We start from the raw sequence: 26,457 nt of genomic DNA on the forward strand, positions 1-26,457 counted from the left end.
TATTTGTGATAAATTTAATAGGTTTCATTGGTTACAATGTTTCGATGACTTGCGATAAAATTAATTAGTATTTCAATACATATTGCGAGAGTGCTAAAAATTAGTGGAAGAGAGGACATAATCATGATTCTCCAAGCTTCTTAATAACTATGGTATTTTCTTTATAATTTGAGCGTTTATAAGTAATAATATTAAATTGCGCTAATAATCCATTATAGAGAAGAATCTTTCCTACTAATGGCTCTCCGATGTTTGTGATCATTTTAATAACTTCCATTGCTTGTAGGGTCCCAATAACGCCAGGTAAAACACCGATGATTCCAGTTTCAGCGCATGTTGGGATAGTCCCGTGAGCTGGAGTGGTGGGAAATAAATCGCGATAGTGAGGATTATTGTCTTTATACGGCATAAGGACCGTTAATGAGCCATTAAAACGTTCTACAGCACCGCTTATTAGAGGTTTTTTGCATTGGGCAGCGTGATCAGCGAGAAGATAGCGTGTGGTAAAATTATCACTTCCATCAACAATGATGTGGTAAGCATTGAGCAGTTTATCCACATTACTTTTATCTAAGCGTAGGGTGTGTTTTTCAACTACAACATGGGGATTTATTGCTTTTATAGTGGTTTCAGCACTGTCTGTTTTGCTTTTGTTGATTGCATTTGTTTTATGAATAACTTGGCGTTGTAAATTGGAAAGTGAAACGATGTCGTTATCGACAATTCCAAGGGTTCCAACACCTGCGGCAGCCAAATAGGTTAAGACAGGAGCACCAAGACCACCCGCGCCTACAACAAGAACACGTGCTGTTTTTAGCTTTTGTTGCCCTGCACCACCAATCTCAGGCAAAATGATGTGGCGTGCATAGCGTTCGATTTCTTTGTTGTTTAATTTTATATCTGTTTCTTGTGTCATAAATTTTCTCTTGTCATAGTTCTTTTATTGTTTACTAAGTTTATGATGCATAGACCAGTCTGCTTTTAGGATAGAGAGGATTTATTTATGAAAATTGCCATTCAGATGGATCATATTTCAACAGTTCGGATTCAAGGAGATACGACATTTGCACTCGCTTTAGCAGCCCAAGAACGTGGACACTCTCTCTTCCATTATACACCAGATCGTTTATCTCTATACGATGGTTGTGTGATTGCACGACTAGAGCCATTGATTGTACATGATAAAGAGGGAAGCCACTATCGATTAGAAAAGCCTGTTCGTACGGAATTAACAGATATGGATGTGGTTCTTTTACGCCAAGATCCACCTTTTAATCTCAATTATATCACAACAACTCATTTGTTAGAGCGTATTCATCCTAAAACACTCGTTGTGAATGATCCTGCATGGGTACGCAACAGTCCAGAAAAAATTTTTGTTACTGAATTTTCTGATCTGATGCCAGAAACATTAATTACCAAAGATATTGAAGAAATAACAGCTTTTAGAGAGACATTTGGCGATATTATTGTTAAACCACTTTATGGGAATGGGGGCGCTGGTATTTTTTATTTAAGACAAGATGATCGCAATTTAGCATCATTGTTAGAAATGTTTGCAGAAATTTATCACGAACCTTTTATTGTTCAGCGCTATTTAGAGGCAGTACGAAAAGGAGATAAAAGGATTATTTTGCTTGATGGTACACCTGTTGGAGCTATTAATCGAATTCCGACAGAAACAGATGTGCGCTCTAATATGCATGCTGGAGGTCGCGCGGAAAATGTGGAGTTAACAAAACGTGATTATGAAATTTGTGAACGCATTGGTCCAGCCTTAAAGGAACGCGGTCTTCTTTTTGTGGGGATTGATGTGATCGGAGATTATATAACAGAAATTAATGTGACGTCTCCTACGGGAATTCGTGAAATTAAACGCTTCTGCGGTACGGATGTTGCTCATTTGTTTTGGGATGTTATTGAGTTCAAGCGTTCAAATGAATTTATTTGACAGAGGACAAAAACATGGTTTTAAAAAAATGATCCATGTTGTTTTTTATATTTGTTATGTTGCAAATGTGAACTAGAATGACCGTATAATATAAATTAAGAGGCTTTGTTTTCAATTTTTAGGGAGTTTATAGATGAACAAAGTATTATCAATTGGAGTGGGATTGATTTTTGCGCTACTGCTGTCAGCAAATGGAGGCAATGCGCGCGATCAAATACAGATTACTGGTTCATCTACAGTTTTACCTTATCAAAAGATTGTTGCTGAAACATTTGGAGAAATTTATCCCCATTTTAAGGTTCCTGTTATCGAATCGGGAGGAACAGGAGCTGGTATTAAGGAATTCTGCCGTGGTATTGGGGAGAACACTGTTGATATTGTTAATGCTTCGCGAGCAATGAAACCGAGTGAATTACAGTCTTGTTTTGATGCTGGTGTAAAAGATGTTGAGGAAATACGTATTGGGTATGATGGCATTGTTTTTGCAACTGATATTAAGGGACCTGATTGGAAATTACAGCCAGTAGATGTTTATAAAGCCCTTGCTGCTCGAATTATTATAGACGGAAAGTTGCAACCGAATAATGTTTTGAAATGGAGTGCAGTCAATAGTGCTCTTCCTGATTGGACGATAGCAGCGTATATTCCTGGGGAGAAGCATGGGACACGTGAAGTTTTTGAGGAAAAATTACTTACTGAGGGGTGTAAAGAGAGTGGGGCAGTTGAGGTGATGAAGTCTTTAGGAATGGATGATAAGGAGATACACACTGCTTGTATTGCGGTACGTAAGGATGGAAAAGCGGTTGATATTGATGGTGATTATTCTGAAACATTTGCGCGTCTAATTTCTAATAAAACAGGGGTTGGTATTTTTGGTTTGTCTTTTTATCAAAATAATGCTGATAGGCTAAAGGTTGCCGATATTAACGGTTTTGCGCCAACAGTTGAGACGATTTCTAGTGGACAATATCCGGTTTCTCGTCCGCTTTTTTTCTATATTAAGAAAGCACATTTAGGTATTATTTCAGGTTTGCGAGAGTATGTTGATTTTTTTCTTTCTGATCAAATGATTGGTCCAGAGGGTCCTTTGGCTGAATATGGTTTGATTGTTTCTCCTGAAAAGGAACGTCAAGCACAGCGTTCTGATTTTTCTGCTGGTCGAGTAATGACATTGAAATAATTTGCAGGGAAAATTTGTTGGATTTCTGAGATAGGAAATTTGGGTGCTATTTTTTTATAAAAACTGAAAGATAAAATGCGCATTTCCTTCATTGTTTTGCTATTATTGATTTTTGGATTTTGTGGCTTTTGTATTTCTTATATGCGAGCACGCATTCTTGAATACAGACAACATAAAATGCATTCTCGTGCGTATTATTATGGCTGGTGGACATTTTTGATTACTGTTATTCCAGCTTTTATTTTTTTAATTGTTTGGGATGCTGGGAGTACAATTTATTTAGAATATAATGCCTCTCGAGAGCTGGGGGCGTATAGTGCGCATGTAACAGAGCCTGTAAATCACGATCTACTTTGGGAGACACTTCGAAGTCTCGTCAAAAAGATTCATCGCTTTGAGGGGAATCTTTCTACCGCTTCCTATAAGGAAGTGCAGGCACAATTACTCGCGAAGGGATTGATTTTATCCGATGAAGCATCGGATGATGTGTTCAAAATAGCACAGTCGTGGGTATTCTCTTCTGAAAAGCTTAAGTTTATAGGTTATGTTTTTCTTTTTGCTATTGCGTCCTTTGGTTTTATCTGTGGAATGATGCAAATTGCGCCTCATCAACGTGCCCGTAATAAGGTTGAATCTTTTATTATTATTGGATTGATTTGTGCATCTATTGTTGCAGTCTTGACAACAATAGCCATTGCGCTTTCTATGCTTTTTCAGACAGTAAGCTTTTTTCAGTCTGTATCCTTTTCAAATTTCTTTTTAGGAACAGTTTGGGATCCGCGTTTTTCCGCGAGCGGTTCCAGCGATGAAGTAGGACAATTTGGTCTAATACCGCTTCTTGCTGGTACGCTTTATATTGCATTTGTTGCCATGCTTTTTGCTGTACCTATAGGACTATTTTCAGCTCTTTATATGGCGGAGTATGCTTCTGCGCGATTGCGAGCAATTGTGAAGCCATTGTTAGAAGTTCTTGCTGGCATTCCAACGATTGTTTATGGCTTTTTTGCTTTGAAGGTTGTGGGACCATTTTTACGAGATCTCTCTGCTTCTCTCTCAGACGGGGTTAGTTTTATTATGGCACAAAGTGTTTTGACTGCTGGAGTTGTGATGGGAATTATGTTGATACCTTTTGTTTCCTCTTTATCGGATGATGTTATTACGGCTGTTCCACGCATTTTACGTGAAGGTTCTTATGGTTTAGGCGCAACGCAATCTGAAACAATTAAAAAAGTTGTTATACCAGCAGCGCTTCCAGGGATTATGGGGGCTATTTTGTTGACGGCATCGCGTGCAATTGGAGAAACAATGATTGTGGTTTTGGCGGCAGGTGTTGCAGCAAATTTAACACTCAATCCTTTCGAAGCAATGACTACGATGACTGTTAAGATTGTTAATCAATTGACCGGTGATTTTGAGTTTAATTCTCCACAAACTCTGGTGGCTTTTGCCTTAGGGATGACGCTCTTTGTTATGACACTTTTGATGAATATTCTAGCTCTTTATATTGTGCGTAAATATCGGGAACAATATGAATGAATGAAGATTTTTTTCCTCGTCGCAATATTAGTCTCAAGCGTCGGTATTGGGCTGAACGTCGTTTTCGTGCCTATGGTTTGATTGCCATTTTTATTGGTTTATTTTTTTTATTTACGCTTTTATGGTCTATCATTAGTCAGGGTTATACAGCTTTTTTTCAAAGTGAAATGACATTATCGATTTATTTGGATGAAAAGATCATTGATCCAAGTGGTCAACGTAAAACAAAACCACAAGTGCTCATGACGGCGAATTATCCACTTCTTGTACGCAATGCTTTAGCGAAGAAACTTAATATCAATCAAAATGATCGAGCCTCTCTTTTGGACGTTAACCGTATGTTTTCAAATGGTGTCCGTGTTCAACTGCGTGAAATGGTGACAAAAAATCCAAAACTGATTGGCACAATGCAAAAAGTTAAAGTTTTGGCATCTGCGGATATTGATTCTGCTTATAAGGGACAGATTGATCTGCGTGTAGCAGAAAAAAACCGTAAAGTTTCTAATCGACAAATAGAATGGATAAAGCGTTTAGCGCATGATGGTACGCTTTATAAAACATTTAATATTGGTTTTTTTACATTTGGCGCTTCAAGTCGTCCTGAGACTGCGGGATTAGGTGTTGCGATCATTGGTTCTCTTTATATGATAGGCATCGTTTTATTAGTTTCCCTTCCGATAGGCATAGCAACGGCTCTTTATTTAGAAGAATATGCACGCAAAAATAAATTTACAGATTTTATAGAGGTTAATATCAATAATCTTGCAGCTGTTCCTTCAATTGTGTTTGGTCTTTTAGGACTCTCTTTTTTTGTTAATTTTTTAGGATTACCACGTTCAGCCTCTTTTGTTGGTGGTCTTGTTTTAGCGCTCATGACTCTTCCCACGATCATTATTGCAACACGTTCTGCTCTGCGTGCTGTTCCTCTCTCTATTCGTTCTGCAGCTTTGGGGTTGGGAGCATCAAAAACACAAATGATTTTTCATCATGTTGTTCCTTTAGCTGCGCCTGGCATTTTAACAGGCACAATTATTGGAGTCGCTCAGGCTTTGGGTGAAACAGCTCCTTTGCTTTTGATTGGAATGGTTGCTTTTGTTGTTAATATTCCTACGACCCCCATGGATCCAGCAACGGCTTTGCCTGTTCAAATTTTTATGTGGGCGGGTGAAGCAGAGCGTGCTTTTGTTGAAAAGACATCAGGTGCTATTATTGTATTGATGATTTTTCTTGCGATCATGAATATTTCTGCGGTTTTTTTACGTCGACGATTTGAACGCCGCCAGTAATTTTAATAAAACAACAGCTTTGATAAGATTTTTGTAAGGTGAATTTTTGTAATGAAGATTAAAATGCGCGGTCAGGATGTGAAGGTTTCTTACGGAGATAAAGAAGCACTCCACGGTATTACACTTGATATTCCTGAACATCAAGTAACTGCTTTGATTGGTCCATCAGGATGCGGAAAGTCAACTTTTTTGCGTTGTTTTAACCGTATGAATGATACAATTGAAGGCGCTAAAACAACTGGTCTTATTACCTTAGATGGGGAGAATATTTATGACACACGGATTGATGTTGTAGAATTGCGCGCTCGTGTTGGAATGGTTTTTCAAAAGCCCAGCCCTTTTCCAAAATCTATATTTGAGAATGTTGCGTATGGTCCACGCATTCATGGTTTAGTTAAAACACGCTCTGAATTGCATGATGTCGTTGAAAAGAGTTTGAGGCAGGCAGGTTTGTTTGAAGAAGTAAAAGACCGCCTTCATGATCTTGGAACAAGTTTATCAGGGGGACAACAACAGCGTTTGTGTATTGCACGTGCTATTGCGGTTAGTCCTGAAGTTATTTTGATGGATGAGCCCTGTTCAGCTCTTGATCCCATTGCAACAGCACGGATTGAAGAGCTTATCGATGCGTTACGGCAAAATTATACAATTGTTATCGTAACGCATTCCATGCAACAGGCCGCACGTGTTTCTCAATATACGGCTATGTTTCATTTAGGGCATTTGGTAGAAGTTGGTGCGACTGAAATGATCTTTACCTCACCAAAAGAGCAACGGACACAAGATTATATTACGGGGCGTTTTGGATAGGTGAATTGAGGAGTGTAAGATATGTCTATGAAACATACTGTCCGTTCTTATGATGCAGAACTAAAATATTTAAGAGTAAGGATTACAGAAATGGGGAGCCATGCAGAAAGGATGATTGAACGTTCTGTCGCATCGGTTGTGAGTAGTGATCTTCAACTTGCAACGACAGTGATTGCCGATGATGTGTTTTTAGATGAAGCAGAACGTGACATTGATGAAAAAGCGGTTGCTATTATTTGCAAACGCCAACCGATGGCTGTCGATTTGCGTGAAATTATTGGAGCCATTCGTATTTCTTCTGATCTTGAACGGATTGGGGATATGGCAAAAAACATTGCTAAAAGGACTGTTGCACTTTCAGAAATACGTCAATCTGCTTCTGTTTATCATGGGCTTGAAACAATTACAGCTTTAGCACTCAATCAATTAAAAGAAGTCTTAAATGCTTATACGAGTCGCCTATTAGAGCGTGTTGACGCGGTGCGTGAGCGTGATGAGAAGATTGATGCTTTGTATACTTTTCTTTTTCGTGAACTTTTGACGTATATGATGGAAGATATGCGCAATATTACGGTTTGTACGCACTTACTGTTTTGTTTAAAGAATATTGAACGAATTGGTGATCATGTTACTAATATTGCTGAAATGCTGCATTATATCATAACGGGTTACCATATGTCCTCTGATCGTCCTCGTGATGACCTTACTTATAAAGTTGGGGTAGGTGAGAAGAAAATAGATTAAAATTTTTCTTATATGTATAAAATAAGTTTGTAGATATATGAGTATTTTCTTACAGTGCAGCTATAAGAAGAATAAGATAACCATTTTATGGCAAAGCACAAAGAAGCAACAAAGAGTTTTTTCAGAGAAGCATGGCAGATTGTTAACTCTTGGTTTGACATATTTGTATATTGGATGATATCATCACTCGTATTGTGGCAGGAGGGGAGTTTTCTAGGGGAATTTCCTTTCAGATCATTTTGTTAAAATTTTATATTAAAGGGGATATCTGTATTATTTTTTCGTATGTAGAAGAAGTGGATAGTGTTACTTTATTGTAATTGAAACGTGTGGGTTATTATAGCCTATATTGAACCATGAAGAATAACAATATCGATCTGTAAATTAAGAGTTTTTTATTTTTTATTTTGCATAGATACTTTTTGATTACCTCTTGTATTAAAATTTTACTGAGTGGTAACAATTAGCTATGTACTTTATTGAGAGATACATTTAAAGCTCATTTCAAGACTTGAATATATCAGAGATTATAGGAATGTATTGCATAAGATGAAAAAAAATCGTTGGAATGTTTTTGTTACCTGTTGTGTAGCGCCGTTAGTTGTTGTGGGATGTGCTTCAAGTCATTTAGATGCTGGAAAAATAAATAATAATAAGACAAAAGCGGTTACATATCCATTGACAGAGCGTCAATGTCTTATGCGAGCGATGTATTTTGAATCAAATCGCACAAGCCGTGAAGGAATGATTGCCGTTGGAACGGTTGTTATGAATCGTGTTAATTCAACCGCCTATCCTAAGACGATTTGTGGTGTTGTTGGTCAATATAGGCAATTTGCTCCTGGTGTTTTAACGCGTCCTATGACGGAGAAAGCATCTGTTGCTCGTGTAAGAGAGGCGGCTGATGCCGTTTTACGGGGTGAACGAGATAAGAAAGTTAAACACGCTAAGTTTTTTCATACCGCTGGTTTGTCTTTTCCGTATAAAAACATGCATTATGTTCAGGTTGCAGGGGGAAATGCTTTTTATGAAAAACGATCACGTGATGGAGAGCTTCAAGTTCCTACAAATAATCGCCCTTATGATGTTGCTTATGCTTTTGCTCAAGAACGTTCTGGTCATGCGCCAAGCTTTATAGATGAAGGCTTAGAGAGTAGGGGCGTAAAGGCAGAGAAAAGTACATCTCCTTCGACAGAAGTAGCACAGTCCAAGATGGCACATCCTGCGCCTTTTGCTATGGTACAGCTTGATAAAGTTCCTATCCCTGCCTATGCACCTCAACATCTAGCTAGGAAAGAGGAAAATAAAACGATTATGGTTTTACCTTCATCTGATCAGTTAAATGCAATTGTTGCAATGTTAGAAAAACGACACAGGAACTAGTAAGTTTTTCATGACCAAAGAAGGATGATATACCCATTGCGGTTTATGAATTAAGTGAATTTTAGCGATAATGATACGCATAAATATACGTAGAGAAAGCGAACTCAAAGGATCTGAAAAACAATTTATAATATGACGACATAAAGAACGCATTCTATTTAAAGAAGGGTATTGGTAATGTACTTTGATATTCATGAGACAATTTTGCCTGAAATGCTTAATCGTCTTGCAGAAATTACAGTGAAAGTGGGGTTGAATTTACAAGAGGGGCAGGATCTTGTTTTAACTGCTCCAGTTTCAGCGTTACCTTTTGTTCGGCGTATTGCATATCATGCTTATAAGGTTGGTGCTGGTGTCATTACACCAATTTTTAGTGATGATATGTTATCGCTTACACGGTTTGAAAATGCCCATACAGCTAGTTTTGATTGTGCCCCTTCTTGGCTTTATGAGGGAATGGCAAAGGCTTTTGAAAATGGGGCAGCGCGTTTAGCGATTGTTGGTGATAATCCTTTGCTCCTTTCCAATCAGGATTTTGATAAGGTTTCACGTTTAAATAAAGCCACTTCAATAGCTTACCAGCCGGCACTCAAGCAAATATCAAATTTTGCTATGAATTGGTCGATTGTTGCTTATCCAACAGCAGGATGGGCTGAGGCAATGTTTCCTTCTTTACCACTTAATGAGGCGATTAAAAAATTAGCCGATGCAATTTTTTCTGCTTCACGTGTTACAGGAGAAGATCCGGTGCAGGCGTGGACTGTTCATAATGCACATTTGAAGAAACGGTCATCTTGGCTTAATGAGCAGCGTTTTTCTGCCTTACACTTTACAGGGCCAAGGACTGATTTAACTGTTGGTTTGGCAGATGATCATGAATGGCATGGTGGTGCATCCGTTGCTCAAAATGGTGTTATTTGCAATCCGAATATTCCGACAGAAGAAGTTTTCACGACTCCTCATGCTCATAAGGTTGAAGGTTTCGTTCGCTCAACAAAGCCCCTTTCCTATCAAGGAACTCTGATTGATAATATTGAAGTACGTTTTGAAGCCGGGCGTATTGTTGAGGCTCGTGCATCAACAGGCCAAGAAGTTTTACAGCAGGTTTTGCAAAGTGATGAGGGTGCAAGCCGGTTGGGCGAAGTTGCCCTTGTGCCCCATTCTTCACCAATTTCTAAGAGTGGCCTCCTTTTTTATAATACCTTATTTGATGAAAATGCTGCATGTCATATTGCTTTAGGGCAGTGTTATTCCAAATGCTTTTTAGATGGGGCATCATTGACGTCAGAAGAGATTGCAGCACGTGGTGGGAATAAAAGTGTCATTCATATTGACTGGATGATTGGTTCTGGTGAAATTGACATAGATGGCATTACCCAAGATGGTGTAAGAGTTCCTGTATTTCGTAAGGGTGAATGGGCTTAATTTTGTTACCATAAAACACGGTCATTTGAGGTGGGGTGGGATGTAAGCTTTATTGATACGTTAAGTATTTTAGAGTGTGTGGTATATATTCAAGGCAGGGTTTGTCCATAAAGCCTTTAGTTAAATGATTCACATGAGTAGGAATCCAAGTAAAATCGACTCATCAAGAATTTGTTTAGTAGATGTAGAGGAAGTCTTCGTTTTTTGAGGGGGGAAGAAGTCAATTTATCAGTGATACGATTGGAAAGTGTATAATTATTAAAGAAGAGTAATGCCTGAGCTTCCTGAAGTAGAGACAGTTCGTCGTGGACTTGAGTCCGTTGTAACTGATGCAAAGATAGTATCTGTCAAACTTAATCGTAGAGATTTGCGCTTTCCTTTTCCTGAGGCTTTTTCTGAGCGCCTTATTGGCAGAACAATTATAGAACTTGGTCGGCGTGCGAAATATTTATTATTTCATCTTTCTCAGGATGAAACGATTTTAAGCCATTTAGGAATGTCTGGTTCATGGCGTATAGAGAATGATTTTTTAAGAAAAGCTTGTTCAGCGTCAAGTAAATTAGTTAAACATGATCATTTTGTCATGGATATTCAGACAAAGAATGGTGACGTTTATCGTCTTATTTATAATGATGTGCGTCGCTTTGGGTTTATGCTTTTAGTCGATACGGATAAGCTTTATGAACATCCACTTTTAAATAAGCTAGGTCTTGAACCTATAAGTAATTCGTTTTCTGGTCGTTATTTACAAAAGGCTTTTGTTAATAAAAAAATGTCTCTCAAGGGTGTTTTACTTGATCAGTCTATTGTTGCAGGTCTTGGGAATATTTATGTTTGTGAAGCACTTTGGCGGAGTCGTTTGTCTCCACAACGTGGTGCATTTACATTAGCATCAAAAACGGCACGTGCACGTGAATTTGCAGATTCTTTAGCACAAAATATACGCAATGTGATTTCTGAAGCCATTTTGTCTGGTGGCTCTTCTTTACGTGATTATATGCATATAGATGGTTCGCTTGGTTATTTTCAGCATGCTTTTTCAGTTTATGGACGAGAAGGCAAGCAATGTTTGGAATGTGGAGCGCCTATTATGCGCATTTTACAGGCTGGACGTTCAAGTTTTTACTGCTCACAATGTCAAAAATGAATAAGGTGTCTTGCAAAATCTTACAAGAGGCTTAAAGTCATCGCATCTATAATATAATTACACAAGGCTTGAAAGGTTTTTTTTATGCTGAATAAAGTACTAACACATCTTGATGGAAATATAGAGAAGAGCCTTGAACGCCTTTTTTCTCTTTTACGTTTTCAATCGATTTCTACAGACTCGGCTTACAAGGATGCATGTCGTAAAGCAGCTGATTGGTTAGTGGAGGATTTAAAAAGCATCGGTTTTGAGGCTTCACGCCGTGATACGCCGGGGCATCCAATGGTTGTTGGGCATCATCCTGGACCTTCAGATGATTGTTTGCATGTGCTGTTTTACGGACATTATGATGTTCAACCTGTTGATCCATTGAGTTTATGGGAGGATGATCCATTTACACCTTCTTTAAAAGAGAGAGATGGAGAGAAAGTTATTTGTGCTCGTGGAGCTTCAGATGACAAAGGTCAGTTGATGACTTTTATTGAAGCATGTCGTGCATTTAAGAAAGAAACAGGGCAGCTTCCTATTAAAGTTACTGTTTTATTTGAGGGAGAAGAAGAATGTGCTTCTCCTTCCCTTATTCCTTTTTTAAAAGCAAATACAGATGAACTTAAGGCAGATTATGCATTGGTTTGTGACACGTCAATGTGGGATGCGGATACACCATCTATTGCTCTTTCTCTTCGGGGAATTATGGCAGAAGAGATTATTATCACAGCAGCGAATCGTGATTTACATTCTGGTTATTTTGGAGGAGTAGCAGCTAACCCCATTCGTATTTTAACGAAAATCTTAGCAGGACTTCACGATGAAAATAATAGGGCAACACTTCCTGGTTTTTATGATGGCGTAGAAGAAACACCTCCACAAATTTTACAATCATGGAATGCACTTAATTGTACTGCTGAAAATTTTCTTGGTCCTATAGGACTTTCCGTTCCAGCTGGTGAAAAAGGGCGGAGCATTTTAGAGCTTGTATGGGCACGTCCTACCATGGAAATTAATGGTATTAGTGGCGGCTATGAAGGGGAAGGGATGAAAACGGTTATTGCTTCTCAAGCGAGTGCAAAAGTATCGTGTCGTTTGGTGCATAAGCAAGATCCAGAGAAAATACGCCAAGCGTTGCGTGATTATGTACGTAGCTCAATTCCTGCTGATTGTAAGGTTGAATTTAAGAATCACGGTTCTTCTCCGGCACTTCAGATTTCTGATGATTCATCTTTTATCAAGGAGGCGAAGGATGCTTTATCACAAGAGTGGGAAGTGCCTGCTGTTTTGACAGCCATGGGGGGCTCGATCCCAATTGTAGCAGATTTTCGGTCAATTCTTGGTATGGAAACTCTTTTGGTTGGTTTTGGACTGGCTGATGACCGTATTCATTCTCCTAATGAAAAATATAATTTAAAATCGTTTCATAAGGGGCAGCGGTCTTGGGCGCGTATTCTTGCTGCTTTAGCAAGTAGGAGGGTAAATGGCTGAGATTCGCGTTCATCAAGGTGATTTACCAAACTTAGACAATTATAAAACTGATGCCATTGCGATTGATACCGAGACTTTAGGATTACAACCCTATCGTGATCGTTTATGCGTTGTTCAGCTTTCTTCTGGAGATGGTACTGCTGACGTTATTCAGATTGCTAAAGAACAAAAGAGTGCACCAAATTTGATAAAATTGCTTGAGGATAACGCAATAACCAAAATATTTCATTTTGGGCGTTTTGATCTTGCTATTTTAGCGCATACATTTGGTGTTATGCCAGAGGCTATTTTTTGTACAAAGATTGCTTCGAAACTCACGCGCACTTATACGGATCGTCATGGCTTGAAAGAAATTTGTAATGAATTGCTGAATGTGAATATTTCTAAACAGCAACAATCTTCGGATTGGGCGGCAGAAACGTTATCACAGGCACAAATTGAATATGCTGCGTCGGATGTGTTATATTTACATCGTTTAAAGGTTATATTTGAAGAACGTTTAAGACGTGAAGAGCGAGAAAATGTTGCCAAGGCATGCTTTCAATTTTTGCCTATGAGAGCTAGGCTTGATCTTTTAGGATGGGCGGAAGTTGATATTTTTGCGCATAGCTAACTTTAAAATTGGCTTTTAATGGAGTTAATTATTGATGTGAGAGGATAAAATGCTTGTACATTATGGGCGTTTATCCTCTCATCTTTTCTGATAAGAATTATAATAAATTCTTAAGTGCTATTTCATTTGAAGTTTAGGCAATAAAAGTACTTTTGCGAATTCATATTTTTTATTTTTGTAACAGCTTTTATTTGAAACAAAGCAATTTTGAGGAGAGGCTGGAAACATACGGTAGGTTGGAAGACTTAAATCTCTGAAACCGGTATACAGCCTAATTGGAGGAGAATATGAATGTGTAAATGTAAAAAACCAATCTCATCTTTACCATCATTTTTAATTCTGCTTTACGACTTTCAAAAGTATTTAAAGCAATGTCTGTTAAATAATAGAGATTACGCATTGCCCCATACTTTTGTTTCTCATGTTTTTAATGGATTTACGTTCTTCGTGTAAAACAGAACGCTCTAAACGGAATATATTTGTGTTGCTAATTCATGTGCTTTTTGTAAAGAAACCGACACCCAAGTTCATTTTACGGTGGCGCTCATAAAAGATATAACAATAAAGCTTCCAATACCAATATAAAATCTATTGAACACTACCATCTTTATGCTTATGGAGTAACAAGCCGCTACCATCCACACAACTGTGCCAATTCCCAATGTTGTGTAAGTCTTTAGCACTTGAGACGGTTCATAAGAGGCATTTTTAGTCTTTTTTTTAGTGTTTTTTATCCACACAGCTCTCCCAACTTGTAACGTGCAAACAAATGGTTTTGATTGATTCAACATGAAAAAGATTTGGAATGAGAGAATCTTATGGTATTTAGAATTCTCAGTCAATATGAATAACGATAAATTATCATTATAAATCAGTATATTATATGAAGTTCGTATAGTTTATTATTTTCAGACGATACTTCGTGCCTTTATTTATTACTCAATAAGTAATTTCTATGTTGGCAGAGCAGGGCAATTTTCTTTTATTTTAAAATTAAAATGCTCCAAAGCTTTATTTTTAAAGATTCTCACTTTTTATCTATAAACATGCTATTTTTTCTGGAAATTTGCAATGAAGGCACTAGATAAAATCCATTATGAATATTTGATGAGGTTAAATTTATGAACATAAAATATTTTATTACAGCTTTTGCTACTTTTGCTTCAATCTCTATGGCTCAAGGTGCAAGTTTTTTAGCGTCTCAAAACCTTATACAGAGAGCATCTTCGGCTGTTCCTCCAATAGGTTTTTTTACTGGTGAACAGCTTCGCAAGTTATTATCTGAAGTTTTTCAGATAGAACTTTCTTGCACAAATAACAGCGAAAGCATAACAGCAGCTAAGTTAGTACCTGTGTTACATTCTGGTAAAAAAAGAGATCATTATCCTAAAAGAAGACTAGGGAAAAAAGGACGGCCAAACCTATTTGCACGAGGTCCAATGAGTTTTTAAAAAGTGAAAAAACAACATCAAGAAGTATAATATATGCTTTGAAGTTGAAAAAGAGGGATATTTTTTCTGCCAAATTCATGATTTTTAAAGCAAGGGGTGGGTTGAAAACTTTCAGAAAGATTTCTCATTTTTTCAGCTTTAAGGAGATTTCTATATAAGTTTTAATGTTTATCATACCGGTTGTCTGTCTTTAGGTATTTTTTTCAATTTCGTCTTGTAAAGGAGTATGAAATGATAGCCTACAAATAAGGCTGAATCTCTGAAAAAGACTTTACTATAAGGTTGAGAGAAGAAAAAAATGGTAAATATGTCAAAAAGGAATAAATGCCTAAATAAAAACAAAGAGCAAGCGTGATGAAATTGCATGTAATCTTGTTGCAGTCCATAGGGTAGTGGAGATCTTTTTCATGTGCGCTACAAGCGTTCTTTACAATGATGAAAAAATAATCAAAGTGCTATTCACATTTGGTTATGCGAAGGATGAAGCTAAAAACGTTGTTTGTATGAATTTAAATGGAACAGTTAGATTTAGCTGCCCTCAATATTGTAACGGTCTTCACTATTACAATATTGAGAGTATTAATAGGAAGCATTTTAGCTTTTAAATAGTTTTATTTATTCACACACTTGCTTGTTTGTGAGGTGCAGAGGGATGGTTTTGGTTTCTTTAATATAAAAAAGCTTAAGATAAGAGCATCGTCAATATTGCAGACGAATTAATATAAAAGATATTTTTTCATTATAAATCAATATATTATATTTTTATGTCAATAGCACACGCTTTACACGGAGGGTACTGTGACGCAGTTTTTTTATCAAAATGATAAAGGAGAGAAAACGTGAGGAAAAGAGACCATTTGTGCATGGGCATAGTTTTATTCTCATTTATTACAGATCAAGCAATTAAGGGTACTTTGATTGGCTTTTTGTTTTTTTTATAAGTGTATCATTTTTGCTACAGATATCTGAAGATGGTGCTCTATATGAAACGGTGTGTTCAAATAAATATTCAGCTATGGAGAGAAAATATGAATATGAAATGGTTAATAACAGCTTCTGCTTTCGCTTTTGTTTCAGCTTCAGCAGCACAAGCAGCAGATGTTATTGTTCCCCCAAGACCAACACCTGTTGCTCCCGTTATTGTTGCTCCAACTTTTTCTTGGACAGGTTTTTATGTTGGGGGCCAGATTGGTGGTTTTTCGGGTAAAACGAAAATGGATATTCTCAGTAATGGAAACAAGATTCCAGCGCCTGATGACCTTTTGCCTAAACTATCTGGTTTCATGGGGGGGCTTTATGCAGGTTCCAACGTTGATCTTGGTAATGGCCTTATTCTAGGTGTTGATACAGATATCATGTGGTCTAATAAAGATGACACGAAGACAGGAAAAACATATGTCATTGCCCCAGAACACATCAATTATATTAACAAGGTATTAAAAGACGCTGCAATTAATATTGGTAAAGATGCGCTTAAACCTGGTGCTAAACGAACCCACAGTTTCACTTTTAAAGAAAAGTGGGCTGGTGCAACGCGCGTGCGTATTGGTTTTGCAGCTGAACGCATTATGCCTTATGTTGCTGGTGGTATCGCTTATACACAGCTTCAAGATAGTGCGTTGATTTCAATAACAGATAAAGATTCAGACAAAGTAATCGCTTCTGGTACTCTGTCTGATGAAACAAAGACCCTTGTTGGTTACACCCTTGGTGCTGGTGTTGATTTAGCAATGACCAATAATATTATTGTACGTGCGGAATATCGTTACTCAGATTTTGGGAAAAAGAAATTCTCAAATGATAAATATGAGACTTCTTACAAAACCAATGATTTCCGTGTTGGTGTTGCTTACAAATTTTAACAGATGATAAGTTAAATAACAGAGGCTCTGTCTTTGACAGAGCCTCTGTTATTTTCTGTTGCCATATTATCACACAATACATAATTTATTGTGGATGTGAAAAGATATTATTCAGGTTTTCTTAAAAAAATCATAGACAATAAACAAGAATTACATTTAAAAACCAATAAGTTATTTATATATATATCTTTAGGTTTCTCGTACAAAATCAAGCTATGAAGCGATTTTGTCTGGGATGTGCCCTCCATTTTCTGTGACTGTATCATTTTTACTACAGCTTTTCTTTCTGTAATCTTGTAGCACTGTGCTCATAAATAAATTAGGAGCAAAGTTTATGAATATAAAATCTTTAGTAACAACTTCTGTTATCGCTATAGCAGCAGCTTCTGCAGCGCAAGCTGCTGATGTTATCATCCCTCGTGAAACAGCCCCAGCAGTCATCGCAGCAGCCCCTTCATTTTCTTGGACAGGCTTTTATATCGGTGGTCAAGTTGGTAACTTTTCAGGTAAAGTTGATGTAGTTGATTCAGAAACAAAAAAGAAAATTACAGATAAAGACTGGACACCTAAGCCTTCCGGTTTCATGGGTGGTATTTATGTAGGTTCCAACGTAGATCTTGGTAATGGCCTCATTCTAGGTGTTGAAACCGATGCAGTCTGGGCTGACCGCGAAGATTCAAAAGCGCATTCAGCAGTCATTGGAGCAATTGGCCTTGATGCTTTCAAAGATGAGCTTATAGCAGCGAAAGCTACACCTGCTACAGGAAAAACTATTGCTGGTATCGTGGCGACTGACAAACGTGTAGAGGGCACCTCTATAAAAGAAAAATGGTCTGGTGCAACACGCGTTCGTGTTGGTTTTGCAGCCGTTGATCGCATTATGCCTTATGTTGCTGGTGGTATTGCTTATACGCAGCTGCAAGTGGTTGATTCTCTTAAGGCAGCGACAGCTGATGGTGCCGAAATTGCTTCTGCTAAAGTGTTTGATGAAACGAAAACGATGGTTGGTTTCACTGTAGGTGGTGGTATTGATTTTGCAATGACAGACAATGTTTTATTGCGTGCAGAATATCGTTACTCAGACTATGGTAAAAAAGCATTTGTAAAGGACGGGGATAAATTAGCATACAAAACCAATGATTTCCGTGTAGGTGTTGCTTACAAATTCTAATTTCGTAAACAACGAAATAAACTTCCAAGAGGCTCTGTCAAAGACAGGGCCTCTATTCTTTTCTGTTGTTATATTATCACATACCCTATATTTATTAGGGGAGTAAAAGATATTATTTAGATTTTCTTAAAAAGATTTTTATAAATGACAGATAACAATTATGCCATAAAATCAATAATTTACACATACTTGTAACTTACAATTTCTTATGAAAATTCTTATGAAACGTGAAGTTATGAAATGACTTTATCTTGCGTCAACTTTCGTTTCCTATGATTGTATCATTTTACTACAGCGTTTTTTTAGTCGTATAATACTGTGCTCGTAAATAAATGAGGAGCAAAGTTTACGAATATAAAATCTTTAGTAACAACTTTTGTTATCGCTATGGCAGCAGCTTCTGTGGCAAAATCTTCTGATTTTATCATTCTTCGTGAAAAAGCTCCAGCAGTTATCACAGCCCCTTCATTTTCTTGTATAGATTTTTATCTTGGTAGTCAAGTTGGCAACTTTTCAAGTCAAAGTTGATGTATTTGATTTAGAGACAAAAGAAAAAACTTTAGATAAAGATGCACTACCTAAGTCTTCCGGTTTCATAGGTGGTATTTATTTTAGGTTCCAACATAGATCTTGAAAATGTCCTCATTCTAGGTGTTGAAACCGATGCAGTCTGGGCAGACCGAGGAGAGACGAAGACGGTCTCAAAGATTCTTGTGATTGATGATTTTAATGATAAATTTAAAGATGCTGGTGTCACATTAGATGAAGATGAAAAGTTTCAAAAGGGTGACACAGCAGTGTATTGCATTGGTTTCAAAGAAAATGGTCTGGTGCAACACGGGTTCGGGTTGGTTTTTCCATCGCTGACAGTATTATGCCTTATGTGGCTGATGGTATTGCTTATGCGCAAATACAGGGTGTTGGTAAAGTTTCAGGAACAAAAAAATTGGCAAATGGGTAAGCCAAGTAAAGAAGTTTCTGCTACAGTATTTGATAAAATAAAAACGATGGAGGGTTTCACCCTTGGTGGTGGTATAGATTTCGCGATGACAGATCATGTTCTGCTTCGTGCGGAGTACCGGTACTCAGACTTTGGTAAGAAGGAATATAAAAAGGATTACCTTAAACTAGGCTACACAACCAATGACTTTCGTGTAAGTATCGCTTACAAGTTCTAATTTCATCAAAAGTGCAATTATGAATAAAAAGTATTAATAAAAAGTTAAATTTTCAAGAGATCTTGACTTTTACAAAACCGCTGTTTTCTGGGGTTTATTTGTGTGATTGTGACATTTTTACTACAGCTTTTCTATTTATAATCTTGTAAGGTCGTTTTATAGTTAATTTAGGAGCAAAATTATGAATACAAAATCTTTAATAGCAACTTCTATTGCCGCTTTAATTTCAGTTTCTGCAGCACAAGCTGCTGATATTATCATCTCTCGTGAAACAGCCCCAGCAGTTATCGCAGCAGCCCCTTCGTTTTCTTGGACAGGTTTTTATCTTGGTGGTCAAGTTGGCAACTTTTCGAGTAAAACTAAAGTAACTATTCCAGGAGCAGACAAAGAACTTTTCAAAAAAGATAACACACCTAGTCCTTCTGGTTTCATGGGTGGCATTTATGCCGGATCTAACGTAGACCTCGGAAATGGTCTCGTTCTCGGTGTTGAAACCGATGCAGTTTGGGCAGACCGTGAAGAATCAAAAAAAGCCCGTGAATTGACTCTTACTGAAAAAGATGCAGCAAATTTTAATGATGCCCTTGAAAAAGCTAAGGTTGAATTAAAAGGTCAGCAACGGTTTGAAAACGGTGACAAGGTAACAGAAACGCACAGTTACAAAGAAAAATGGTCTGGTGCGACACGTGTCCGTATCGGTTTTGCTGCTGTTGACCGTATTATGCCTTATGTTGCTGGTGGTATTGCCTATGCGCAGGTGCAGGGCATTCAATCCGTTGCAGGAAAAGGAGAGAGAGCTAAAGTTGAGCAGAAAGCTGACGGGGATGGAAAAGTGCCAGAGGCAGGGGCTAAGCAAGCCATAGATTTGACTGGTGGCACTTGGGCTGATGACACGAAGACAATGCTTGGTTTCACTATTGGTGGTGGAGTTGACTTTGCAATGACAGACAACGTTCTTTTACGTGCTGAATACCGTTACTCCGATTTTGGTAAAAAGAAATTCGCCAACGATACACGTGAATTCAACTACAAAACCAATGACTTCCGTGTAGGTGTCGCTTACAAATTCTAATTTCGTAAAAATGAAATTATCAGCACAAAAAATACTAAGGCCTCGTTTAACGGGGCCTTTATTTTATTATCTCTCTATTTTATTCCTCTTAATCTCTTCATTTTTAATGGGATCATACTCCTCATGCAAAACAGAACGCCCTAAACGGAATATACTTGTTGTTGTGTATTCACACATTTTTTTTAAATAAATATTTTTCAAAGTACATCAATCTCACTTATGTCTTTGGAAAAGATTTGAATATTTTAGGCTCTGATGTTCAAACAAAGGATAAACTTCTCTTGCAAGCTGAGAGGAATGTTTCGATTGATGCCACACGCAACAGTACCAATAGTCATCGCGGGGATCAAACCTTTCATGTCGCCGTGCACAATGGCTCTCATTTAAGTTCTGGAAAAGAGACCACTGTTCTCTCTGGAAAAGATATCCATATGGCTGCTTCCGATATAGATGCCAAGGGCAATGTTGCTCTTGGCGCCCAAGGGGAGGTAACAATAGGGGTAAGAAACGATGAGATGGAGTATCATCTTCGCACCAAAAACACAAAAGTGGATATGCAAGCCTCTCATGCCGTTGGCTCTTCGATAAAATCGGGAGGTGACACCACTGTCATTGCAGGGCAGGATGGCAAACCGCATGATCTTAGCATCACAGGTAGTTCCATTGCGGCTGATGGCAAGGTGGGGCTGAAAGCCAGCAACGATATTCTCATCAATAATGCAGAGGATAGCTTACATTATGAGATGTCGTACCATAAAGACGGTGGGGTGTTTAGTAGCAGCAAATCTGAGCATAACAAGATGGATGTGCGCCAAGTTGTGGGGTCGAGCATAACAGGGGGTGAAGGCATTGCCATTGACTCAGGAAATAACACGGAAGTTGTCGCCTCGACGCTCATAGCCGGTAAGGCAGAGGAAACGTCAGGAGAGAAAGCACTGGGAGATCAAAAACAAGCGGATATTACCATTCACTCTGGGGGAAAGATTACTATCAAAGGCGCCCAAGAACACTTGGATCAGCAAGCACAATCGTCATCAAGTGGCTTTTTGCATGAGGAATCGTCCGATACATCTCAATCGCATACCACAACGGTCTCCTCTATCCTTGGGGCGACGGGAAACATCGTGTTAGACGCACAAGGAGAAGCCAAGATTTCTGCTTCTCATCTGCTTTCCGGTCAAGATATCAATGTGAGCGGAGAAAGTGTGACAATTGATGGCATGACAGATCACCATAAAAGCCATTCAGAGGAGCATGAAACAGGTTTTGGTGTGGGATCAGGCAAGGGCTTTGTGTCGATATACGGGAGTGAGGGAAAGACAGAAAATGAAGAGAGTTTTGAGCATCAAGGTTCTTCTCTCAATGCGGATGGCAATATCAACATCACTGCCAAGAAAAAAGATGTGAAAATTGTTGGCTCTGACCTTGCAGGGGAAAATGTTAATCTTACCGCAGCTCGTGATGTGAATGTTTCACCTGGTCATAATAGCCATTCCTCAAGCTCAAAGGAAGAACGTACAGGCTTTGGCATTCAGTTTGAAAAGAGCAACAGCGGTGTTTCTGTAGGTGTTGGAATTGCAAGCGCCAAAGATACGGGCGATCAATGGGAAACCACTTCCACACAATCACACATCACGGCACGCCCAGATGTGCAGATTACTGCTGACAATGACGTGAATTTACAAGCAGCCATTGCTTCGGCGGATCGTGATGTCAACATTGATGCCGGCAATAATATCACCCTATCAGAAAGCTATGATACCTCTATCGCAAAAGAAAAGCATGAAAAGTCTTTTGCTGGTGTGACAGGCTCTGTCAATGTGGATATTCTTGGTACAGTAAAAGATGTAAAGGAGGCAGCCAAACGTTTTGGTCATGGCGATACAAAACACAAAATCGGCAATGGTCTTATTGCTGGTCTAAAAGGCTATGATCTCTATAGCAAAGGCAAAGGTCTTTATAATGAGATGAAGGGTGGAAACCTTAAACAGTCTATTCGTGATATTGCTGATGTTTCTGCTAGCGTAACCGTGGGCTTTAAGACAGAGAAGGCAGAAGCCTCTGTTCAGACTTCTACCGCGGTAACAGGTACAATAGAAGCAGGACGCGCTGTTAATATGCAAGCCCACAAAGGTAGCATCCATGGTGTTGGAGCTGATATTATCGCTGGTACCAATCCAGTCTATGCAAATGATGAGCAGAGTGGGAATGCTACATTTATATGCAATCAATAACTTATATAAAGGTAAGGGAATTTTAATTCCATTGATTTTATTAACTTATTTTTATGTCTATCCCGAACTTTTTTATAGCTTATTCTCAATCATTTTATCCAAATATGTAATCAGATTTTCCAGTATCTTACTTGACTCTTATTTTTATAAATCGTATAGTAATAGTATACGATAAGGGGTGCTAATGGCAATTGTGAGTTTCAGACATAAGGGCTTAAAATTATTTTATACAACAGGTTCCACAAAAGCTATTCGACCAGATCACGTAAAGAAATTACGCGTTATCTTAACGGCTTTAACAAGTGCTACCACGCCCGAAATGTTGAAAGCACCTGCCTTTAAAATGCATCCTCTTAAAGGTGAACTTACAGGATACTATTCTATATGGGTGAATGGAAATTGGCGTGTTACTTTTCGCTTTATAGGAACAGATGTGGAGCTTGTTGATTATCAAGATTACCATTGATGAAAGGAACGAAAATAATGATGCATAACCCCGCACATCCGGGCGAAGTTCTAAAAGTAGCTTTCTTAGACGAAATGGGGATAACAATACAAAAGTTAGCTAATCATCTCCATATGACAAGAGCTTCTCTATCAAGAGTGATTAACGGACATGCCTCTATGAGTACCGAACTTGCAGTGAAATTAGAACTAGCTGGTTTTAGTAAAGCGAAATTTTGGCTGGATATGCAAACAAATTATAATTTATGGCAAACAATGCAACAGACACAACCACCTATTTCTCCTCTGGTTTCTGAAGCACATCAAACGTCGCTTTGATTTCGTTTATAATTTTGACGGGGCTTTAGTTTTTTAGCTTCCGCCCGTTGCTCTAACCTTTTTGAAGTTTTTTAATGGCTTCTATTGCAAGGCGTTTTCTATCGGCTGTTTTGGTATAAAGAGATGCCATTTTATCTTCTGTCCAGCCAAAAAGCGCTTTCATTTGCGAAACTGTCGCACCAGCATTGGCTGCACGTGTTGCTGCTAATTTTTGCAATCCGTGCGCTGATTTTTTAATACCCGCCGCATTACATGCTTCACGAAAGAGGTTGCCAAAACTTTCTTTGACAAGCTTATTTCCACCTTTACCACAAATGAATGTTTGATCACCTATGGGACCAATTTTAAGGGTTTCCTCTAGTTCTGGTAAAATAGGAAGAAAAACATCTGTTTTAAATTGGCTCTTTTCTGTTTTGAGATAAATGATATTATCTTTGACGTCTTTCCAGCCGATACGAACGGCATCACCACGACGCAAGCCTGTATAAAGAAGAACATCAATCCAGACGCGTTCATGTGTACCATGTGACCAACGGTGATAATATTTGTCTATGTCCTCTTCTAGCCATGGCAGCAATCCCTCACTGTTTAAAGATTTTGGTGCTTTTATATTAAAGGCAGGATTTCTATTTAAAAGGGCATTATCAACCGCCCAATTAAAGAGACCGTTTAAAGAGGTCAAAAAATGTTTTGCCGCCGCGGGGGTCTCTCGCCTTCTGTCTACGGCTTCAAGAATGTGTTGTTTGTTTATGCTTTTATATGCACGATCACCGATATGTTTAGAAACATTATTCAGAATTCGATATTTAACTTTTTTAGTAGATTCTGATTGATTATGCCATTGCATGCTTTGTAAATACTGATGCAACAACCAATCGAAAGACCCTTCTGTGAGTCTGGTACGCCTCTTTGTTTTGGAGGAGCCATTTTGCGCTTGTTTAATAGCCAGCATATAATTGTCAACAAACTCTTGCGTTCCATAGGTTCCTTCAATCCGAAACCGTGGTCCATGACCAATACGTACATACCATATAACTTTACCATGGCGTGTACGTTCACGAACAAGATGCGGTGGACGGCGTTTTGGCATGGCTAAAACTTTATACCGTCGACAGAGGGGCAACTTTTGCTGGTCTCGTAGTCTTCTTGCTCGTTTTCAAGTGGTGGAAAATCGTCAATGCTATAAGTATTATCTGTCGTTGTTGGTGTTATGGTTTTATTGATATGAATTAATAATTCCCCTGTAGGTTTGATTTCTATGAGTTCACATCCTTGTTTTTTAGCTTCTCTTAAAGCACGAGCAATAGCTGGTTGCGTGATAGTAGGTGGGCGGTGTGGCATGTTTATTCCCCTTCATTTTAGATGTAATTCACTCGTGGCGTGAATCACGCTGGTGTTTAAAAGTTGGTTTTTCGGTGTTAGAAACGGCTTATAGAGATACTATAAGAATAGTAGTTCGTATTTCTTTTCCATTATTGCCTCTCGCCCGTTGTGATGATTTCATCATTGATGATCTCTGCGTTTCCATGAATAAATGCATAACCATAGATTTTGGCATTTCCCCCAACTTTTGCTCTGATGGAAATCAATGAACTGTCATAAATTTTAGCATTTCCATAAATTTCAGCTTTTCCACTAATAAATGCACCACCGGAAACTTGTGCATTCTCGTAGATTTGTGCACTGGCAAAAACACGAGCATGTCCAAAAATCTGCGCATTGCCAAAAATATTAGTTTCTCCGGTAACAGATGCACTACCAAAAACACATGCATTTTCGTAAATATCAGCAATGTTATCAATATAAGCATCACCAAAAACCTTGGCTTTGTCATAAACTCTTGCATGACCATCCACACGAGCGTTTCCATAAACATGTGCATCACCAAAAACCTTGGCATAACCATAGACTTTTGCATCATCGCCTACCCAGCAATTGCCATCATGACTTAGATTGTCTTCTTTTTGTATAAAACCGCCTAGGTCATCTGCTTTAACATCATCAAAATCCCTTAAAGCACGAATACGGTGAAGGGTTTTGCCATCAAACACAATTGTTTCATCAGTGATCTCGTATTTTTTCATCTGTTTTTTTCTCTAGTTGAGATTCTTTTATCGTCATCAATCCAGTCGTTCCAACATACACATGCTTCACCGTAAATTTTTGCATGACCGTAAACATGCGCATCACCGTAAACTTGCGCATTGCCGTAAACACGCGCCCTATCGTAAATGTATGGCTCTTCGTAAACTTGTGCATTGCCATAAACTTCTGCATTATCAAAAACGCTAGGTTCACCGCAAATATATGCATCACCGTAAATTTCTGCATGACCGTAAATGCATGGTTCATCGAAAACTTCTGCTTTGCCATAAATACGAGAATTGCCGTAAACATGTGCATAACCGTAAACTTGTGCATTTTCGTAAACCTTAGCATCACCAAAAACCTTGGCATAACCATAAACCTCTGCATTATGGGAAACGCATGCCTCACCGTAAACGTGTGCATTGTCATAAATTTTAGCATCACCATAAATCCTTGCACTATCGCCTACATGTCCGTCTTTAATTTTTGCATTGCCATAAACTTCTGCCTTATCGGAAACGTATGCACAACCGTAAACCTCTGCCCTACCGTAAACTTCTGCATCACCGTAAACTTTTGCTTCTCCATAAATTTCTGCCCTACCGTAAACGCGCGCTTCATCGTAAACGCATGCGCTCTCGTAAACATGTGCATTATCGGAAACTTTTGCTTCATCGAAAACAAGTGCATTGCCATAAACACGTGCATCTCCAAAAACACAAGCCTTATACCAAATCCAACAATTGCCCTCATGGGATAAGTTGCCTTCATGCTCTATAAGACCACCTAGGCTGCCTGCTTTAATACCACCAAAGTCTCGTAAGGCACGAATGCGGTGGAGAGTTTTACCTTCAATCTCAGTTGTTTCATCAGTCAGTTCATATTTATTTTCCATGGTTTATTTCCTTGATTTGCGTACAATCCACCCGTGGCGTGAATCACGCATGTGTTGAAAGTTGTTAGGAATGGGTGGGAGTGCTGGGAGGAGAGAGCACCCCCATAGGTTTAAGCAGCTTTTGCCAAAATCTTTTGCATCTCTTGTTCTATTTCCCCTAAAAAGATTT

The 26,457-nt window shown here is 38.4% G+C and carries 24 protein-coding genes and 2 pseudogenes; 20 read left to right on the forward strand and 6 right to left on the reverse strand.

All coding sequences use genetic code 11. The annotated features are described in order from the left end of the window. Positions 1-121: 121 nt before the first annotated feature. On the reverse strand, positions 122-916 hold the full coding sequence (locus ACFIMK_RS08530) for a molybdopterin-synthase adenylyltransferase MoeB (protein ID WP_375638369.1): 795 nt from the start codon (positions 914-916) through the stop codon (positions 122-124). 87 nt (positions 917-1,003) lie between these two features. On the opposite strand from ACFIMK_RS08530, the gene gshB reads away from it, so the two are divergent. The 11 genes from gshB (at position 1,004) to ACFIMK_RS08585 (ending at position 13,554) form a co-directional block, all read left to right on the forward strand. Then, positions 1,004-1,951, forward strand: a complete 948-nt coding sequence (gene gshB, locus ACFIMK_RS08535; RefSeq protein WP_375611796.1) for a glutathione synthase — start codon at positions 1,004-1,006, stop codon at positions 1,949-1,951. A 133-nt stretch (positions 1,952-2,084) separates the two neighbouring features. Continuing rightward, positions 2,085-3,131, forward strand: coding sequence for a PstS family phosphate ABC transporter substrate-binding protein (locus tag ACFIMK_RS08540; RefSeq protein ID WP_375611795.1), 1,047 nt, complete (start codon positions 2,085-2,087; stop codon positions 3,129-3,131). 75 nt (positions 3,132-3,206) lie between these two features. Beyond that, positions 3,207-4,667, forward strand: a complete 1,461-nt coding sequence (pstC, locus tag ACFIMK_RS08545) for a phosphate ABC transporter permease subunit PstC (RefSeq protein WP_375611794.1) — start codon at positions 3,207-3,209, stop codon at positions 4,665-4,667. Then, positions 4,664-5,953 carry a phosphate ABC transporter permease PstA gene (gene pstA, locus ACFIMK_RS08550; protein ID WP_375611793.1) on the forward strand — a complete coding sequence of 430 codons (1,290 nt, stop codon included), beginning with the start codon at positions 4,664-4,666 and terminating at the stop codon, positions 5,951-5,953. The genes pstC and pstA overlap by 4 nt, the downstream gene beginning before the upstream one ends. Positions 5,954-6,004: 51 nt before the next feature. Continuing rightward, on the forward strand, positions 6,005-6,763 hold the full coding sequence (gene pstB / locus ACFIMK_RS08555) for a phosphate ABC transporter ATP-binding protein PstB (RefSeq protein WP_375611792.1): 759 nt from the start codon (positions 6,005-6,007) through the stop codon (positions 6,761-6,763). 21 nt (positions 6,764-6,784) lie between these two features. Continuing rightward, a complete protein-coding gene (gene phoU / locus ACFIMK_RS08560; protein ID WP_375638370.1) occupies positions 6,785-7,507 on the forward strand; it encodes a phosphate signaling complex protein PhoU in 723 nt (240 codons plus the stop codon). 549 nt (positions 7,508-8,056) lie between these two features. After that, a complete protein-coding gene (locus tag ACFIMK_RS08565; protein ID WP_375613326.1) occupies positions 8,057-8,890 on the forward strand; it encodes a cell wall hydrolase in 834 nt (277 codons plus the stop codon). A 177-nt stretch (positions 8,891-9,067) separates the two neighbouring features. Beyond that, complete coding sequence (locus ACFIMK_RS08570; protein WP_375638371.1) at positions 9,068-10,315, forward strand: aminopeptidase; 1,248 nt, start codon at positions 9,068-9,070, stop codon at positions 10,313-10,315. A gap of 271 nt (positions 10,316-10,586) precedes the next feature. Further along, on the forward strand, positions 10,587-11,462 hold the full coding sequence (mutM, locus tag ACFIMK_RS08575) for a bifunctional DNA-formamidopyrimidine glycosylase/DNA-(apurinic or apyrimidinic site) lyase (protein ID WP_375613328.1): 876 nt from the start codon (positions 10,587-10,589) through the stop codon (positions 11,460-11,462). An 84-nt stretch (positions 11,463-11,546) separates the two neighbouring features. Beyond that, a complete protein-coding gene (locus ACFIMK_RS08580) occupies positions 11,547-12,941 on the forward strand; it encodes a M20/M25/M40 family metallo-hydrolase (protein WP_375611787.1) in 1,395 nt (464 codons plus the stop codon). Continuing rightward, positions 12,934-13,554: a ribonuclease D gene (locus ACFIMK_RS08585; protein WP_375632307.1), complete on the forward strand. Its 621-nt coding sequence runs from the start codon at positions 12,934-12,936 to the stop codon at positions 13,552-13,554. Before ACFIMK_RS08580 ends, ACFIMK_RS08585 begins: the two co-directional genes overlap by 8 nt. A 248-nt stretch (positions 13,555-13,802) precedes the next feature. Here ACFIMK_RS08585 and ACFIMK_RS08590 read toward each other — a convergent pair. Next, positions 13,803-14,251: pseudogene (locus tag ACFIMK_RS08590) on the reverse strand (integrase); the annotation flags it as partial. Between the two features lie 424 nt (positions 14,252-14,675). On the opposite strand from ACFIMK_RS08590, the gene ACFIMK_RS08595 reads away from it, so the two are divergent. The 9 genes and pseudogenes from ACFIMK_RS08595 (at position 14,676) to ACFIMK_RS08635 (ending at position 23,305) form a co-directional block, all read left to right on the forward strand. Beyond that, positions 14,676-15,005, forward strand: a complete 330-nt coding sequence (locus ACFIMK_RS08595) for a hypothetical protein (protein WP_375638372.1) — start codon at positions 14,676-14,678, stop codon at positions 15,003-15,005. A 1,028-nt stretch (positions 15,006-16,033) separates the two neighbouring features. Further along, entirely contained in the window at positions 16,034-16,867 is an 834-nt protein-coding gene (locus tag ACFIMK_RS08600; protein ID WP_375621215.1) for an outer membrane protein, read from the forward strand. Between the two features lie 334 nt (positions 16,868-17,201). Continuing rightward, a complete protein-coding gene (locus ACFIMK_RS08605; RefSeq protein ID WP_375638373.1) occupies positions 17,202-18,038 on the forward strand; it encodes a porin in 837 nt (278 codons plus the stop codon). Positions 18,039-18,425: 387 nt separating this feature from the next. Then, positions 18,426-18,566: a hypothetical protein gene (locus ACFIMK_RS08610; protein WP_375638374.1), complete on the forward strand. Its 141-nt coding sequence runs from the start codon at positions 18,426-18,428 to the stop codon at positions 18,564-18,566. Between the two features lie 71 nt (positions 18,567-18,637). Further along, positions 18,638-19,216, forward strand: coding sequence for an outer membrane protein (locus ACFIMK_RS08615; RefSeq protein ID WP_375682851.1), 579 nt, complete (start codon positions 18,638-18,640; stop codon positions 19,214-19,216). Between the two features lie 181 nt (positions 19,217-19,397). Then, positions 19,398-20,288 carry an outer membrane protein gene (locus tag ACFIMK_RS08620; RefSeq protein ID WP_375638376.1) on the forward strand — a complete coding sequence of 297 codons (891 nt, stop codon included), beginning with the start codon at positions 19,398-19,400 and terminating at the stop codon, positions 20,286-20,288. Between the two features lie 215 nt (positions 20,289-20,503). Continuing rightward, positions 20,504-22,522, forward strand: a pseudogene (locus ACFIMK_RS08625) (hemagglutinin repeat-containing protein); the annotation flags it as partial. 184 nt (positions 22,523-22,706) lie between these two features. Next, the gene (locus tag ACFIMK_RS08630) at positions 22,707-22,988 is read left to right on the forward strand and encodes a type II toxin-antitoxin system RelE/ParE family toxin (protein ID WP_183194586.1); all 282 of its coding nucleotides are present in this window, start codon (positions 22,707-22,709) and stop codon (positions 22,986-22,988) included. Between the two features lie 17 nt (positions 22,989-23,005). Then, entirely contained in the window at positions 23,006-23,305 is a 300-nt protein-coding gene (locus ACFIMK_RS08635; protein WP_183194585.1) for a HigA family addiction module antitoxin, read from the forward strand. A gap of 52 nt (positions 23,306-23,357) precedes the next feature. Here the strand turns inward: ACFIMK_RS08635 and ACFIMK_RS08640 are convergent, their stop codons facing one another. The 4 genes from ACFIMK_RS08640 to ACFIMK_RS08655 all read right to left on the reverse strand — a co-directional run bounded on the left by ACFIMK_RS08640 (position 23,358) and on the right by ACFIMK_RS08655 (position 26,288). Further along, positions 23,358-24,395 carry a tyrosine-type recombinase/integrase gene (locus tag ACFIMK_RS08640; protein WP_375638377.1) on the reverse strand — a complete coding sequence of 346 codons (1,038 nt, stop codon included), beginning with the start codon at positions 24,393-24,395 and terminating at the stop codon, positions 23,358-23,360. A 2-nt stretch (positions 24,396-24,397) separates the two neighbouring features. Next, positions 24,398-24,646, reverse strand: coding sequence for a hypothetical protein (locus ACFIMK_RS08645; RefSeq protein WP_015857131.1), 249 nt, complete (start codon positions 24,644-24,646; stop codon positions 24,398-24,400). Positions 24,647-24,777: 131 nt separating this feature from the next. Beyond that, the gene (locus ACFIMK_RS08650) at positions 24,778-25,389 is read right to left on the reverse strand and encodes a hypothetical protein (protein ID WP_375638378.1); all 612 of its coding nucleotides are present in this window, start codon (positions 25,387-25,389) and stop codon (positions 24,778-24,780) included. Further along, positions 25,386-26,288: a hypothetical protein gene (locus ACFIMK_RS08655; RefSeq protein ID WP_375683015.1), complete on the reverse strand. Its 903-nt coding sequence runs from the start codon at positions 26,286-26,288 to the stop codon at positions 25,386-25,388. The genes ACFIMK_RS08650 and ACFIMK_RS08655 overlap by 4 nt, the downstream gene beginning before the upstream one ends. Positions 26,289-26,457 lie beyond the last annotated feature (169 nt).

This window comes from Bartonella sp. AP280QHHD, assembly GCF_042196125.1.
Lineage (GTDB): Bacteria > Pseudomonadota > Alphaproteobacteria > Rhizobiales > Rhizobiaceae > Bartonella.